A 14,652-nucleotide genomic window follows, 5' to 3' on the forward strand; every position below is an offset into this window, starting at 1 on the left:
ACGCAGCCCGGCCCGCGGTGCGCGCACACGCCACCTCCCCCACCGCCCTCGCCCACTTCCTCGACGCCGGAGTGCGCGTGCTGTCGACCCCGAACCTGCACACCGGACTGATCATCACCGGCGATAAGGTGATCGTCGGACCTGCCAGCGCCTCGATCAGCTCCACCGTGGCCGACGAAACCGCGCTGATCACCGACGACCCCGACGTCATCGCCACCGCACATGCCTTCCTCGACAACCTCGAGGACACTGTCGTGGTCGACGAGGCGTTCCTCGACAGTGCCACCGCGATCTGGCAGATCGGCCGGGTCGTGCCCCTGGTCGGGATCGGCAGCCGCACCCGCACCGGCCACGATTTCCTCCCCACCCCCATACGCCGGATGTTCCTGCGGCATGCCAGCGACTACATCCCCACCAAGGACGACCAAACACGCTGGACTACAACCACTTCCGACTGGATCGGGCCGGACCCGCGCCACCACACCACATGGATCCGCCAGAACACTCCCGACCCAGATCGCCGCACCCGCCTGCAACCCGGCGACATCATCCTCCGCATCAGCGACGACAACACCGAGCTGCATCCGCCGGCCGTCGTCGACACCGGCCCGCACCGCATCCCCCACACCCGCTCTGCCGTGGCGTACCGCTTGCGCGTCCGCACCGACCTCGACCCCATCCCAGTGGCCACCGCCGCGCGCAGTCTCATCGAGCACGGCCACCCGAACCCGCGCCTGCATAGCGATCACCGCGTCATCTCGCCCAGTCTGCGCGCGGCACTGCTGAGGTTGTGGAGGCTGTAACCCCTCGACTCCCCGCACACCCTGCCACCACGCTGACGAACAACCCGATGGCGGATCCTGTCGAACATCGTCATCATCGGCAGCGGATCCTTCATGCCGCCGTAGACACCGCCGATCGAAATCGTCCCGCCGCACCGCACGGCATCAATCGCGGTGTACAGCGCATCGAGCCGATCCACCCCGGCCATCTCCATCGCCTTACGCCCCAGCGGGGACGGCAGCGCACCCACCCCCTGGTGGGTCGCCCACGCGATGGGGGAACTATGGGCTTCCATCCCGACCGCATCGACCACAGCATTCGGGCCACGGCCGCCGGTGAGATCCTTCACCCGCTCGGCCACCTCGCCCGCGGAGTCCAACATGTGGACGCCATGGCGTTCGGCCATGGTCCGACGCTCTGGAACCGGGTCCACCGCGAACACCTCGTAGCCCAGATAGCGGCCGATTCGGGCAGACATCTGCCCGACCGGTCCCAGGCCCAGCACCGCCAGCGATCCGCCCTGCGGCGGCGCGGCGTACTGCACCGCCTGCCAGGCGGTCGGCAGCACATCCGAAAGGTAGAGGTAGCGTTCGTCCTCCCCTATCTGCGGCACCTTGATCGGCCCGTAGTCCGCATGCGGCACACCCAGGTACTCGGCCTGTCCGCCGGGCACCGAACCGTACAGGCGCGAGTAACCGAGGAACTGGGCATTGTTGTTGTACTCGCGCACCTGGGTGACCTCGCACTGGACTGCAGACCCCGGTGCACATCAAGCAGTGGCCGCAGGAACGTTGAAGGGGATCACCATTCGGTCCCCTGCCTCGATGTGGGTGGCGGCCGAACCGACCTCCTCCACGATGCGCATCGGCTCGTGGCCGATGATGTCGCCCTTGTCCATGAACGGGGCGAGCACCTCGTACAGGTACAGATCCGAGCCGCAGATCGCCCTCGAGGTGATCCGCGCGATCGCATCCGTCGGCTCCTGGATCTCCTGGCAGGATCTGCCGTCGCCCTTCTCACAGGGATTCGGTGTGCATATAAGGCCACCGAAGACATACAGCACGTATCGATGCATCCTGGCTACCACCACACGAATTTCTATGTAGAAGCGGCGATCCTGCGTCACCACGATCTTCTCGATGCGACAATGGAGGTTGTCGATTCATGGAATCCGGTCCCGCGGTGGGCATCCGAATCCTCGAGAGCCCAGACCGGCGGGACCGTGACATTGCATACGAGAATCCAGTGGGGCATGGCCCCGGTATAGCGAAAAGTATCCGGTTGGGGTACAACTGAATCCGCCACAACCGAATTGCGGCGACCGTCCCCTTTTACGTGTGAATGCTCGACACCTGCAGTCGGGTAATCGCATCGATTTCCGACCCGAAGACACGCAGAAACGAGGTACCTAGTGATCCGACTTCTGAGACTGTTCGGAGGCACGATCGGTGCCGCCTTCACGCTGGAGAATCCACGCAGTCACACTCATCAGCACTTCCGCGGGGTCTTCCTTCCTCCCAAGAGCTGAGCCCCGCCGACTTCGACAGTGCCGCCAAACACTGCGTCTGTCACGCTCGCACTCCATCGATCGGTGCCGTGCAGGGCGCCGCACGCTGTTCCATCGACATTGTGAGGCTCCCCCCTGGGAGTGGACACCCTGACAATGGTTCGTACAAGAACCAGAAGGGATGCTCACATGGGACGCCGGTCTCAATACCCGGAGGAGTTCCGCCGGGACGCGGTCGCGTTGTATCGCGCGGCCGGTGGTGCCCGCACCTACGCGGCGGTGGCAGCGGACTTGGGTATCAGCGGCGAGACGCTGCGGACCTGGGTCCGCAAGGACAACGCCGTTGGTCGAGGTGCGGCGGACCGTGGAGCCGGCGGCGGCGAAACCGCAGCCGAGGAGTTGGCGCGCCTGCGGGCGGAGAACGCCCGGCTGCGCGGCGCGGAGAAGGAATGGCAGCTCGAACGGGAGATCCTGCGCCGGGCAGCCGCTTATTTTGCGCAGGAGATGAAGTGAAGACCTGCCGCTGGGACTTCATCTCCACCCACCGCAGCGAGTTCGGTGTGCAGCGGCTGTGCCGGGTCCTCGGCGCGTCCCGGTCCGGGTACTACCGGCACCTGGCCACCGCCGATGCGCGCACCGAGCGTGCCGCCGAGGAGGCCGCGACCGTGGCGCAGATCCGACGGATCCATACCGAGCATCGCGGCGGGTACGGTGCACCCCGCATCCACGCCGAACTGCGCGAACTCGGGGTGTGCATCAACCGTAAACGGGTCACGCGGTTGATGCGTGGCCACTGCATCGTCGGTCGGCATCTGCGCCGTGGCCGGCGCACCACCATCCCCGATCCGCAGGCAGCGACGGTGCCCGATCTGATCGGTCGAGACTTCACCGCCGACGAGCTCGACAGCCGTTGGTGTGGCGACATCACCTACATCCCGGTGGGATCATCGTGGCTGTATCTGGCGACGGTGATCGACATCTGTTCGCGTCGGGTGGTGGGCTGGTCCATCGCCGATCATATGCGTACCGAACTGGTCACCGACGCACTGCAGATGGCGGTCGACTCCCGTGATGGCGGCGTGGACGGCGTGATTTTTCACAGCGATCACGGAGCGCAGTACACCTCGACTGCATTTTCGGATTTCTGTGCTGCGCATGGGATTCGACAGAGTCGAGGTCGTGTGGGGTCGAGTTACGACAACGCCCTGGCGGAGTCGTTCTTCCAGAGCCTGAAACGTGAATGGCTACATGGCCGAGGACCGACATCGAAAGCTCGAACGCGTCTGGAGTTGTTCGAGTGGTTGTCGTACTACAACCGGAGGCGACGTCATTCCGCGTTGGGGTATCTCGCACCGATCGAGTTCGAACGACGAATGACCGCATCGGCTACGCTCACACTCGCGGCATGAAATCTGGTGTCCACTCTCAAGGGGCAACCTCAATTGCTTTACTTCCCCCCCTTGGACCGACTCCCGGTACATGTGTGTCATCGGCAGTCGATACAGCAGCGGATCGGCCAACGTCGCAGGGGGGGCGTAGGCCGGTCCGCTCCCTTACCAGTGCGCATTGACCACGGCCCAAAATGATTCGGGACGTCGTTGAGGAATCGATCGGCGACGATGAGGACGTCGCGCCCCGAGCGTCACCGAAGCACTCGGGGCTTTGACCGATGGACTCGGTCACGGGCAGCCTGTGGCCGGTACGGCACAGCCTTCGGTAAGGAACTGGTGAAATCGCCGCCGGTCATTCCACCGTGGCCCCGGCCGGAGGCGATCGCCGCTTCACCGACCCTTCTGCAATACACCCGGCCTACCACCGCCTCGAACAGACCTACCTGCGGCCACCGACGCCATCGACGCTGTCATCGACGACATCGGCACTGCCATCGTCCCGGCCGAGCAGCCGAGGCCACATTCGCCGCCCACATCCTTACCGCGGCCCTGGCCCCGACGAACTACTTGTGGACCAACCCCGCACACCTCGACGGAATCGCCTGCGAATAGCCCACAAGAACCCAACGAGAGCGCCCACCTCATCCAATGTCGGGCGCTCTCGCCTCTCAAGCACCATTACTCGTCGTCTGCACCGACCATTTGCATCTAGAATGTGCATTTCGTAGGTTTGAGGCCTACGAAATACACACTGAAAGTGTCGATGGGGTAGTGAACGCGACGAGGGGAACACCGCTGCCGGCGGAGTTGGCGCGATCCGCGATGCGAACCTTCCGCCCCCAGGACGCAGCCCACGTATACGCGCACCCCCGGCCGGAACTGGCACGCCTGACCGACAAAGGCCTCCTCCACAGAGTCGCCCCCGGCTACTACATCGTCGTCCCACAAGAACAGGTGGGGAGGCACTGGCTGCCCGGTCTCGAGGCGGCAGCCGCGGGCGTCGCCTCGACGATCTACGGAGCCGACCACATCGCCCTGATGGGAGTCAGCGCAGCACGAATACTCAGGGCAATTCCACGTGCACTGGCCACCGCGGTCGTCGCCGTTCCTCGCGCACACAGACCCATCAAGCTCGCCGACCGCGACGCCACGGTGCGGTTCGTACAGCGCGACACCGACGCGCTCGATCTCGAACGGATCGAGACCTCGCTCGGGGCTGCACTCGTCACGAGCCCTGAACAGACAGTGCTCGACCTCGCCCGCAGGCCCCTTCTCGGCAACGCAGAACATGAGGTCCCCGCCGCGATCACACACTTGTACCGCCGCTGCGACCCCGAACGACTCGAACAACTCGCCAAGCCGCAGCGCCTTGTCTCCGCACTACGACGTGCCGAAAAATGGGCAGGAGCACAACGATGAACCTCGACGAACGAGACACTGTGGCCGCACAGTTCGGAGTCTCGCCGGAACAGGTCGAACGCGACCACCTCATCTCCCACCTGCTCGCCGCGATCGCGGATCGATTCGCCGACCGCGTGCACTTCATCGGCACCGCGCTCGCGCGCACCCCTCTCCCCTCACAGCCGCCTCAGCGAAGACATCGACCTCGTCGCGTTGAGCAACCGCACCACATTGGCAACCGAACTCGATACCGCACTCGAACGCGCCGTCGCGCGGACTTACGATCGATTGATATGGGAGCCGACACTCGCTGCCGTCAAAGACACCGAAGCGGCGAATCTCCGCACCACCAGCGGCTTGTCGGTCAAGATCCAGCTGCTGTCGTCACGCGACCGCACCGTATGGCCGGCAGAACCCGACAACTGGAACAGCGCTACAGCGATGCACCACCGGCAACATTGACGGTGCCGACACTCGCCGCCTTCGTCGCCGCGAAGACCGCGACCTGGCACGACCGACGCGCGCCACGACCTATGGGATCTGTGTGCGCTGGCCGAGATCGGAGCGATCAACGCCGAGGCTGCCGACTTGTTCCGTAGGTACGGTCCGACGAATCGAGTTCCTGGCGAGCATCTGTTCGAGCAGCCGCCCAACGAAACGGACTGGCGATCTCAACTTGCCGGTCAAACACACCTGACAACCACGGCCTCCGAAGCACTTGTCGTGGTTCGTCAAGCATGGGAACGAGCCACGACCTGATACTTCTCCCCGCGCGACAAGGTTGCAGACTGCCGTGTAGAAGGCCTCGTCTGACGGGGTCTGTCCGTTAAGGACAGTCCCCTCGTCGACGCGAGGGCACGAACGAGTCCGAATGCTGGCGTACGGATCGTCATCCTCGCCGCCCTTCCGAAAAGCGGGAGTGTGTCTCACGGGAGCGTTGAACGCTTTCGCGATCATCTTCGAAGGACGCATCACCCCGAACACCAACTAATCCCATGTGTCAGAACCGGATCCACCGATTACCTGACAGTCCCACCGGATCCACCGATTGCCTGGCAGTACCGTGGTGATCGCCGCGAAGGGACACGCTGCCGGGCCGGCGTTGTCGTTGACCGGCTCGAGCGAAACAGCATAGTATTCATCGCGACCCGTCGATCACCGCGCATACCGCGAGCCGATCGGAAGTCCACCACTCCGCGGGGCACTATCGGTGCCGAGGCAGTGGTACAACTGTCCGAGAAAGCGATTGAACAGTTTCGGCAGTGCGGTCGGACGCTCAGCACCGAGGCCGCGCCACTCGGACGGTAAGGCCAACTACATGACCGTTATCGGCGGAGGTCATCACCGTCGACGGGCGTGGTGCCCTCCTCCGGCGGATCGTCACCGTCGGGGCAGGTGTCGGAGAATGCGGACGGTTTGGTGTCGGGTGGTGGAGAGAACTCGGCGGCGTACGGGACCCGTGGTGGGGCGATTTCGTCGAGGCGTTCGTTGATGGCATGGGCGAGCATGTCGTGTTGGAGCGCGGACAAGGGCATCAGTGCACTGAGATAGGCCTCGACCTCGACTCTGCCGACGTCACCGCCGAGGGCGAAATATCGCAGCCACAACTGTTCCATGCTCAACCCGCCAGCCCGTACCGCGGCCAGCAACCGGTGGCGGTCTTCACCGCCGGGAGGATTCTGCCCGACTCGCTTCCGGGGTGGAGGTGCCGACGGACGCGACAATCGCGACCGCCCGTCCCGGGGGCGCTGGCGGATGGACAGTTCGAACAGCCCTCGCAACGCCTCCTGGGTGGTGAGCTGCGCACGCACCAGCACCGCATCCTCGGGGGTGGTAGAGATGGCTCGGGCGCGCAGTGCCTGTTCGAGACGGGAGCTAAGCTGTTCGGTCGCAGCCAGAATGGAGTGCACATGCGCCGACAACGAGGCGGCGTGTTCGATGAAGCGATGCACCAGATTGTCCTCGGTGTTGGTGGGTGTGTGGGGACCGATCGCATCCACCCCGGCGAGTTCATCGGAGATCGGTTCTCGAGACGGCGTCATCACCGACCTCCTTTTCCGGCTGTCGGTCCGACCGTGCTACTTCGAACCTACCCGCCGCCACCCGTTGCAGGGCGACCCGGCCGCCACACCCATCTCTGTCCCGGTAAAAGGTGCCAGATCGACCCGCGCCAGCGCAGACACGGCCCACGCCCGTGCGCCGGTATACGGATGGGGGTGAGTACTCGCTCGGCCCGCGGTGCGATCGTGCACGGCAGGGCGCTCGTCGTGCCGGCGGCCGAGCGCTCGGGATCACGGTTCGTCCCTGCCCGGCGACCCCACGCGGATCGATCGCGCCCGATCCACCCGGAAGACACGCCGATTTCAGTGGCGGGTGCGCCCGCCACGACATGTGTGACCATGCCGATCGCGGAGACGCGGCCGCAACGATCGAGTACACCGGGAAATTCCGGCGCGGCGCGGAGGTCTCTGGTGCGCGCACCCGAGGGTGCGAGGGGTCATCGATGTGCGTCGCTGCCGTCAGCGGCCTTCACCGGTGCATTCGGTGCCTGTGCCGGTAGCGAGGTGTGTCCGGCCCGGTATTGACGGTCGAGGAATCGACGGCGGTGTTCGTCGAGTACGGCCGCGTTCCGCAGGTCTCGGTCGCATTGATTCCGGGCGTGGGCCTCGTGATCGGCGGAGCGGTGATGTTCGCACCGGTCCGCGGCACGGGCGACTGCCCCGTCGTGCAGCAGATGAGCGGCCGTGCGATCGCACGTGATCAATACTTGTCGGCAGACCGAATAAACAGCAGAGCCCTGCTCGAGATGATGTGGTAGATGCTGTTCGAGCATCGCCAGTGGGGTGCGCAGAAGGCGGTAGTGGGTCCGCAGGACGGCCTCGATCATGGAGGGTATGGGCATCATCCGGTGCCTTTCGGGCCATTGGGTAGGTCCTCGGCTCGAGGCGGTGGTTCGTCGCGCGGTCCGGCCCGCCGGGGGTCTTCGATGTTGGGGTGCGATCCACGGCCGAGAGTCGAGGAGGCCGGATGAACGTTGCACCCCGCGAGGTGTCCGGTCGCACCGCAACACCGCGGGTCTGTCGACAGGCCGAAAATCGATGGTGCTCACATTTATTCGCCATCCGGTGCCACGGTCTTCTGCATGTCCTCGTATGCTCGGTCGGCATCGAGCATGGACTCGATGATCAACAACCGCAGGCAGGTTCCGTCCCGGCCGAAAACGTACATCTGATTGTGTGGCTGATCCGGCGCCGGGCCGACGAAGTCGAGACCGTCCGGGGGATCGATTCCTCGCTGCGAGATGCTCAGGGCATTCCAGTCGAAGGCGATCCGTTCGGTTCGCCCCAGACGAGAGGTTAATACGGCGACCAGGTCGTGGAGTTCTGCGGTGACATTGTCGCCCCGCGGCCACCAGGCGCCGTCGACGCCGGCGGAGTGCTCATCGGGGTCGCGCAGAAGCAGCCGCACCGTGCGGGTCGGGGCATCGAAGGGCTGTCCACCGTCGACGGCGGCGTGGAAACGCCCCAGGTCACCGTTGGTGAACAGGCGTCGCGGAAGTCCGGTCATGTCATACTCCCGCGTCGGGTCCGGATGGAGGCCGGTGCCGGCATCCGATGTCCGTCTCGGCGGCCGTCCACTGGACCCGGTACTCGCGGCAATTGCCGCGGAGTCGCCGACGTCCGGCGGGAAGACGAGAAAAAGAGCGATCCGAGCGGATCCGGGCGTGGTGTAGCGTCATCGCGACGCTCCTGACTGGGCCGCAGAGCGGCCTGCTCATATCGACGGCGCCGACGAGACCGGGCATAGTCTCGCACTTCAGGCCCCGGCACCTCCAGCCTACCGCTCCCACGGTCACGCAGTCGGCGACTGGCACATCGCGCCCTGGCACACCGGCGAGTGTTACGCGCCCGCCCCACCCCGCCGACCGCCGACACACATACTCAGCCCGGCACCGCGCTGAACCGCCGAGACCGGTCGGGTCGCATCGCGGCATCGCTGCTCGACCCCGGACGACACCGCCGCCACAAGGACCAGCGCGACGGCGGCCTCCACGCTCGGTCCACTCGACACGCCGTACGATGAACGGCTCGCGCTCGCTCCAGCACCGTCCGCCGGCATTCTCGGCGCTGACAGGGTGTTCGGCACTCAGGTTCGATAGCACACCACGCCATAGTTCAGTCCGGTACCGCTGCTGCGGAGGAACCCGGTTCAGCAGTCGGGTGAACGGCCTGCAGCACCATCACATTGCCGTTGGCCCCGTATACATATACCGTGTCGGACCGCTCGAACAGGTACGGATCAAGGCGTACAGAGCGCTCGTCCATGAACAGCCGTCCGCCCGCAGGAAGCCACGTAGTCGGGTCGTAGACGACCCGGGATATCGGCCCTGTCCGTAGCTGCAGTGCGGTGATCAGATCGGGAAGCTCGGTGGCGAGGCTACTCGTTCGCGGCCACCAGGTGGCATCGATGTAATCCGTCGGATCCGCATGAAGATGCAATCGTGGGGTCGGGGCAGGTGTGTGCGACGGTACGGACGGTGTGGGCAGTGGCGATGGCGTCATGGGACGCTCCCGTCGTGGCCTTGACAGGCCGGCTTGGTGAATTCGGTGAAGGGCGCAATCGTGCGGGTGGCGCGTGATGCGGTCGGATACAGCTGAGCCTACGCTCGTCTTTGGGCGACCGGCACGTGCCGCGGAGTCGGCGCGGATCGACCCCGCGTGGTCGTACGCGCTGGTCGCGAGCAGTGGCGGCAGTACTACGGTCTTGTTCGTGGGCGTGACGATCGCTGGTGCGTATCGGTCGTCACATGACCTGAACCCACCATGAGAAAGGCTGCGACGACGTCACACACCATGCGGTACCTGACGTTTCGCCTTTCGGGTGCGATGTCGGCGACGTGGTGTTCGTCCGTCTGTCCCGCGGGTTTCGTGTATGGCGCGGACCTTCTGCTCGGAGGCCGTCTCGGGGGCGTCATTAGAGGTGGCGCGTAGGAATCGGTCGGGAAGTGCGAGTTTGTGAATGGTTCGCAGCGTCAGCAGGTACTGCCGCGCGAGGGAGCCGGTGGTGTAGGGCAGGTTGTATTTTTCGCACAGGGCTTGTATCTGGGTGGAGATGCGTGCGTACCGGTTGCTTGGTAAATCGGGGAACAGGTGGTGCTCGATCTGGTAGCACAGGTTTCCACTCAGGAACGCCATCACGGGACCGGCCCGAAAGTTGGCTGCGCCGAGCATTTGTCGCAGATACCACTCCGCCGGGGTTTCGTTCTCGAGTTCGGCGCGAGTGAATTTTTCGGCGCCGTCGGGGAAGTGTCCGCAGAAGATCACGACATACGCCCACAGGTTCCGCAGCAGGTTTGCGGTCAGGTTCGCCGTCAGTGTGCGACGCCAGCGGCGTCCGCTGAGGGCGGGAAAGAGCAGATAGTCCTTGCTCACCTGCCGGGCGAGCTTGCGGATCAACGCTCGTGAGAGGGCGGATTTTTCGGCGGTGGTGCCGGTACGATCCTGCTCGGCATGCAGATCGTGAAGAGCGATCCCCCATTCGAACGTGGCCGCCAGCAACAGGTTCCGCACGGGCTGTAGTAGATGTTCGGGCCTCCAGGGTTGGTCGCGGGTGACTCGGAGTACGCCGTAGCCGAGGTCCTCGTCCATTCCGACGACGTTGCTGAACACATGGTGGCGATAGTTGTGCGAGTAACGCCACTGTGAGGATGGGCCGGCCATGTCCCATTCCCAGTTGCGGGAGTGGATTTCCGGATCGTTCATCCAGTCCCATTGGCCGTGGGAGATGTTGTGGCCGATCTCCATGTTCTCCACGCTCTTGGCCACACCGAGCGCGGTCGCCCCGAGGAGCTGACCCGCCAGGCTCCTGGTGGAATAGATCGTCAATCGTGCAGCGACGTCGAGAAGTCGTTGGAAGGCGATGGTGCGGCGAATATATGCGGCATCGGCGGCGCCGAGCGATGTGGTGACTGCGCGGCGAATGCCGGCAAGTTCGGCGCTGAGGGCTTCGACGTCGGTGTCGGTGAGATGCGTGTACCGCTTGATGTCGGAGATCGCCATGGCGTCGTGTCCTTCCTGTTCGCCCACGTCCCCGCTCGCAACGCAGGTGGGGACGCAGGCGCGGCGATCCCGGGGTCAGTAGTAGTGGCGGCGGCCGGCGACCGCGTGGCCCGTCGACCCCAATATCACCAGCACCACTCCGACGACGACGAGGACGATTCCGAGGTACAGCAGGATCGACAAACCGGTGAGGGCACCGACAACGGCAAGAACGATTCCGAGAATGATCATGACAGCGACCTGATTTCGAATGGTGGTGCTCGATGGGTAATGCCTTGTGGGATGCAGCCGGTGTTGCTCGAGGCGGATCGTCAGTGGGCGCTGCTGCTGAGGGCGGTGCCCTGGTCGGTTCGGCGACTGTCGATCGATGTGTGTCCGGCGCCGTTGTTGCTCAGCACCCCGGTGAGTTCGACGATCACGGCCGCGAGAAGGACGACGAGTCCGAAGGTGACGATCATGACGGCCTCCCGAGGCCTGTGCTGTATATCCAAGTACACGCCCCTTTCGGCCCTGTGTCAACGCTGTAGATCTACATCTGAGGCCTACAGTCAGGGTCTACGGTGGACAGCAGTGGCCGAAAAGAGGTGTTCCGATGGCCGAATCTCCTGCCGAGAACCCGCGTCACTCTGTCGGTGAACCAAACCGGGAACGTGGCGCGATTACCCGGGAGCAAATCCTGGCCACAGCTCTCGAGATCATCGACCGCAACGGCATCGATGCATTGTCCATGCGCCGACTCGGCAAAGCCCTCGACCGCGACCCGATGACCCTCTACCGGCACGCTCCGAACAAGGCCGCACTCCTCGACGGGGTCGCCGAGATCGTCCTCGACCAACTCCACGTCGATACCGCCGAGGGGGAATGGACCACTCAGCTCCGGCAAGTCGCCCGCGACTTCCGCCGGTTGGCGCTCGAGCATCCCCATGTGGTCCCCTTGCTGGTCACCCGACCGCTGGCGACCCCTCTCGGGCTGCGACCCCGAGGGACATTACGCCCACTCGAGGACATCCTCACGCTGCTCACCCGGGCCGGCTTCACTGCCGCAGACGCCCTGCACGTCTACCGCGCTCTGTTCGGCTTTCTCTACGGTCACGTCCTTACCGAACTTCAGGAACTCGTCGAACGACCCGAGGAGCACGACGACCTGCTGCGATTGGGATTGCACCGACTACCGATCGGCGACTTCCCGCTCCTGCGGGGTCTGGCGTCCGTGCTGGCGTCCTACGACGGTGCCGCAGAACTCGAACGCGGCCTCGATATTCTGCTCACCGGACTTTCCGCCACACTGCCGACCCCCCGACAGTTCAGCCCCCGGGATAAAAAGACCACAGACCCAGCGCGTGATCTCGGCGAGTGAGGCAAGACGGCGCCCCCGTCGGTGGCCGACACCGACGACCTACGCATTCAGTGCTTTACGGCACGAGAGTGTGTCCGTGGCATGCACCGCGTCCGAGCGTCGACGATCTCACCGGTGCTCGGTCCTGAAGCACACACTTTGCACGATCCGGGCGACGTATGCCCCTGTGGTGACGTGCGTCCGGACCGGCACTGTCGACGAAGACGACGGCGGAGCCGACCCGATTCTGTGCACGCGACCGCCGACCGGCGCCGACATCGAGATAGTACGGGCTCGGGTGTGCGAACTGTTCACGCGCGGCCCGGGGGCGAGCGTCGATGCGTACGCGTGCGCGACCGGACGGTGGTGTTTCGGTGCGGCCGAACGTGGCCGTGTATCAGCGAACACGGCAGTCCGTCGTCACAGTGCCCATCGCATCCCGGCACCGGGCACCGGTGGTCGGGTAGATGCACGAGGCAGAAGTAGTTGCCGCACCCCGCCTCGTCGTCCTCCTTACGCCCAAGGGGATTGTCCCCGCACAGATAACCCCGCCCCCGGTCGATCAGTTGATGGCACTGGGAATCGTCGCATTCGGCGGCGACTCCGTATCCGGCCTCACGACCGTCGGGAAGGATGTAGTACGCCAAACTCATGGTCTCTCCTCGTCGGTGAAACACCTTCGGAACCAAGGGACTTCCGCGGAAAGGGCTTCGACTCCGGACTGCATCGATGCCCATCACCACGAGAAGAAGTACGAGCGAATCATCTGTCATGGACAGCCTCGCCGATCAGTCGAGACCGTGTACAGCAGTAAGCACTGAACTCCTGAATTCACTGAAGTCTCACATGCTGCCGCTCCACCGTGCACGCGAGCGCACGTGGGAACACATGAAGAACAGAGTACCGTCCCGTTTCCGCCGCCCCCGACGCGCACATCGGTCCACGCCCTCGAATCTGGACCACCGGTGCCAATGCAGCAGTTCGCCGAGGTGTTCGACGCCACGACGGTGCGCCTGACCGGACGCGTCCAACGGTCATACGCCAGGCTCGCCGGCCTGGTCGAAGCCTCCGATCTCGAACTGCACACCACGATTCGCGGCGATGCCGCCCAGCTGTCCACCGGACCGTCACCGAATGCGAGGACGAACACCGCGAAGGCGTTGACCTGCCCTCGGTTTCCCGTGTAACGCTCACCGGTGCAGAAGAACTCGACGCGGCGGTGAACCGTCGCATCCACCGACGCATCGATTGAGCCGGTCAGATTCAACGAGCACTCGATCTACGTATCGCCGATCCCACCGGCGAGTGTGCTGCGCCGCGATGATGCTGGGCGGTGTTCGGGACCCACTAGCTGACGTCTCCGGGCATCGCGAGCCCTCGCTCGGTCTCGGGAAGAGGTGGGATCAGCGCGGGGCCATCACCGCAGCCGCGCTGTTCGTCGCCGCGCTCGCGGCGTCGGTGTGGGCATCGGACATCGACCTGTCGCGTATGGCCGAGGGCTTCGATTCGATGTGGAACACGTTGGGGTTGTTCTTTCCGCCCGGGACCGGCGGAAGCCGTGCGGAACTGTGGAAACAACTGATCGTGACGTTGCAGATCGCATTCGCCGCGACGTTCATCGGTCTGCTCGTGGCGATCCCCGTAGGTTTGCTCACTGCCCGGAACGTAGCACCCGCCCCTGGCATCGCACGGGGATTTCGAGTCTTCATCGTGATCGTGCGCGGCATTCCCGATCTGATCTTTGCGATCATCGTCATCGTCGTCACTGGCCTCGGTGCCACAGCCGGTGCCATCGCTCTGTCTGTCGGGGCGATCGCGTTGCTGAGCAAACTGATCGCCGATTCCGTGGAAGAAACCGATGTGCGGGTGCAGCAGGCGGTGGTGGGCGGCGGCGCGACCCGCATGCAGGTGCTTGTCGCGGCCACCATCCGGCAGTCGGGTCCAGCGGTCCTTGCACACATCTTCTACCAGCTCGATACCAATATCCGGGCCGCTACCCTCCTCGGGGTGGTGGGTGCGGGTGGTCTCGGTTTCTATCTCATGAATGCGTCACGGGTCATGCAGTACGACGTGGTCACACTCATCGTCGTCATGATCTTCGCAGTGGTCATGGTGCTGGAAGGACTCGCCATGTGGGTGCGCAGGGTCATCTCGTAACAGATCCCTCAAGAAATG

The 14,652-nt window shown here is 64.5% G+C and carries 14 protein-coding genes and 1 pseudogene; 8 read left to right on the plus strand and 7 right to left on the minus strand.

Translation table 11 applies throughout. From position 1 onward, the window contains the following. Positions 1-803: phosphatidylserine/phosphatidylglycerophosphate/cardiolipin synthase family protein (locus M1M07_RS26490; RefSeq protein ID WP_248676098.1), on the plus strand; the 803-nt coding region annotated here is incomplete at its 5' end. Here M1M07_RS26490 and M1M07_RS26495 read toward each other — a convergent pair. After that, positions 746-1,771 (minus strand): annotated as a pseudogene (locus tag M1M07_RS26495) (alcohol dehydrogenase catalytic domain-containing protein). The gene M1M07_RS26490 and the pseudogene M1M07_RS26495 sit on opposite strands and share 58 nt — an antisense overlap. Positions 1,772-2,479: 708 nt before the next feature. On the opposite strand from M1M07_RS26495, the gene M1M07_RS26500 reads away from it, so the two are divergent. From M1M07_RS26500 to M1M07_RS33115, 3 genes are all read left to right on the plus strand, one after another. Further along, positions 2,480-3,699, plus strand: a protein-coding gene (locus M1M07_RS26500; protein ID WP_248676099.1) for an IS3 family transposase whose coding sequence is annotated in 2 segments (ribosomal slippage) — positions 2,480-2,735 and positions 2,735-3,699 — 1,221 coding nt in all. Because the reading frame shifts where the segments join, the coding sequence is not laid out codon by codon here. 753 nt (positions 3,700-4,452) lie between these two features. Then, positions 4,453-5,100, plus strand: coding sequence for a type IV toxin-antitoxin system AbiEi family antitoxin (locus M1M07_RS26505; protein WP_308200855.1), 648 nt, complete (start codon positions 4,453-4,455; stop codon positions 5,098-5,100). Positions 5,101-5,295: 195 nt separating this feature from the next. Continuing rightward, positions 5,296-5,544: a hypothetical protein gene (locus M1M07_RS33115; protein ID WP_308200856.1), complete on the plus strand. Its 249-nt coding sequence runs from the start codon at positions 5,296-5,298 to the stop codon at positions 5,542-5,544. A gap of 863 nt (positions 5,545-6,407) precedes the next feature. Here M1M07_RS33115 and M1M07_RS26515 read toward each other — a convergent pair. Further along, the gene (locus M1M07_RS26515; RefSeq protein ID WP_248676101.1) at positions 6,408-7,124 is read right to left on the minus strand and encodes a hypothetical protein; all 717 of its coding nucleotides are present in this window, start codon (positions 7,122-7,124) and stop codon (positions 6,408-6,410) included. Positions 7,125-7,663: 539 nt separating this feature from the next. Here M1M07_RS26515 and M1M07_RS26520 point away from each other — a divergent pair. After that, positions 7,664-7,900 (plus strand): hypothetical protein, encoded by a 237-nt coding sequence (locus tag M1M07_RS26520; protein ID WP_248676102.1) that lies wholly within the window; start codon positions 7,664-7,666, stop codon positions 7,898-7,900. Positions 7,901-8,193: 293 nt separating this feature from the next. On the opposite strand, the gene M1M07_RS26525 is transcribed toward M1M07_RS26520, so the two are convergent. From M1M07_RS26525 to M1M07_RS26540, 5 genes are all read right to left on the minus strand, one after another. Continuing rightward, the gene (locus M1M07_RS26525; protein WP_248676103.1) at positions 8,194-8,649 is read right to left on the minus strand and encodes a DUF5994 family protein; all 456 of its coding nucleotides are present in this window, start codon (positions 8,647-8,649) and stop codon (positions 8,194-8,196) included. Positions 8,650-9,257: 608 nt separating this feature from the next. After that, positions 9,258-9,644 carry a DUF5994 family protein gene (locus tag M1M07_RS33245; protein ID WP_368862572.1) on the minus strand — a complete coding sequence of 129 codons (387 nt, stop codon included), beginning with the start codon at positions 9,642-9,644 and terminating at the stop codon, positions 9,258-9,260. Between the two features lie 282 nt (positions 9,645-9,926). Beyond that, positions 9,927-11,141 carry an acyl-CoA desaturase gene (locus tag M1M07_RS26530; RefSeq protein ID WP_248676104.1) on the minus strand — a complete coding sequence of 405 codons (1,215 nt, stop codon included), beginning with the start codon at positions 11,139-11,141 and terminating at the stop codon, positions 9,927-9,929. Positions 11,142-11,216: 75 nt separating this feature from the next. Continuing rightward, positions 11,217-11,372 (minus strand): DUF6131 family protein, encoded by a 156-nt coding sequence (locus M1M07_RS26535; protein WP_248676105.1) that lies wholly within the window; start codon positions 11,370-11,372, stop codon positions 11,217-11,219. A gap of 80 nt (positions 11,373-11,452) precedes the next feature. Next, a complete protein-coding gene (locus M1M07_RS26540; protein ID WP_248676106.1) occupies positions 11,453-11,599 on the minus strand; it encodes a hypothetical protein in 147 nt (48 codons plus the stop codon). Between the two features lie 134 nt (positions 11,600-11,733). On the opposite strand from M1M07_RS26540, the gene M1M07_RS26545 reads away from it, so the two are divergent. From M1M07_RS26545 to M1M07_RS26555, 3 genes are all read left to right on the plus strand, one after another. Continuing rightward, positions 11,734-12,498, plus strand: coding sequence for a TetR/AcrR family transcriptional regulator C-terminal domain-containing protein (locus tag M1M07_RS26545; RefSeq protein WP_248676107.1), 765 nt, complete (start codon positions 11,734-11,736; stop codon positions 12,496-12,498). 944 nt (positions 12,499-13,442) lie between these two features. Continuing rightward, positions 13,443-13,664, plus strand: coding sequence for a hypothetical protein (locus M1M07_RS26550; RefSeq protein ID WP_248676108.1), 222 nt, complete (start codon positions 13,443-13,445; stop codon positions 13,662-13,664). A gap of 133 nt (positions 13,665-13,797) precedes the next feature. After that, positions 13,798-14,634 (plus strand): ABC transporter permease, encoded by an 837-nt coding sequence (locus M1M07_RS26555; protein WP_248676109.1) that lies wholly within the window; start codon positions 13,798-13,800, stop codon positions 14,632-14,634. Positions 14,635-14,652: the final 18 nt, after the last annotated feature.

It is taken from the genome of Rhodococcus sp. HM1 (genome assembly GCF_023218075.1).
Lineage (GTDB): Bacteria > Actinomycetota > Actinomycetes > Mycobacteriales > Mycobacteriaceae > Rhodococcus.